The following is a 789-nucleotide window of genomic DNA, read 5'->3' on the forward strand; positions in this document are numbered from 1 at the left end:
AGGTCGGCCGGTACGCGCCCTCAGAGCAGCGACGGTGACGTAGCCCTCGGCAACGGCTTCGTGCAGCGGGCAGACCTGATGGTGCGGGTGTCGGAGGCCGGGGCGCCGGCGCTCCTGGTGGGGGTCGACCGCCGCACCGAGAACGCGCACGAACTGGTCGCCAAGCTGCGCTGGCACTGGGAGTGAGGCCGGCTGCCGCCGAGGGGCGCGGGCAAGCGCACCGTGGGCCTGGGCCCGGTCGCGGCCGGACGCGGTCGAGCGCATTGACCACGAGAAGCGGCTGTGGCCCCGGGTCTACCCGCCGACCAGCCGCGAGGGCCTGGCGTCCTTCGCGGTCGTGTTCGCGGACGACCACGATCGCGAAGGGCGCGAACGCGGTCGCCGTGCTGGAGGAGGTCGGCCGCCGCCTCGTACAGTTCCTCGTCGCCCTCTGGAACGGGCCACGACCCGTGTTGCGCTAGGTAAGGCGTGGGCGGGCCCGGCATCGACCACCAAGGCTGCCCCGATCTCGCTCGCCCTGCAGCCCGCGCCACCGGCGTCTCCGACGAAGCGGCCGGTGCGGGAGCACCCACGAAGTTTGGCTGGGATCGCGCCGCGCCTCGTAGGATCGGCGCATGCTGGCCTTTGTACCGTCGTTCGTCTGCTTCTTCCTGTTCTGCGCTGGGGTGCTGCGAGATCGCCGCCGAGTAAGCAACGCGGTCCTGTTGGGCCTTTCCGTCGTCTTCGCGGTGTTCGCGCTCTTGCTGCATGTGGCCTCCGGACGGGCCCAGTTGGGCCGCGATCTGGCCG

Annotated in this window: 1 pseudogene; it reads left to right on the top strand. The window is 71.7% G+C overall.

From position 1 onward, the window contains the following. Window positions 1-186: pseudogene (locus KUM32_RS36645) on the top strand (hypothetical protein); the annotation flags it as partial. Window positions 187-789: the final 603 nt, after the last annotated feature.

This window comes from Streptomyces sp. AC627_RSS907, from assembly GCF_019049165.1.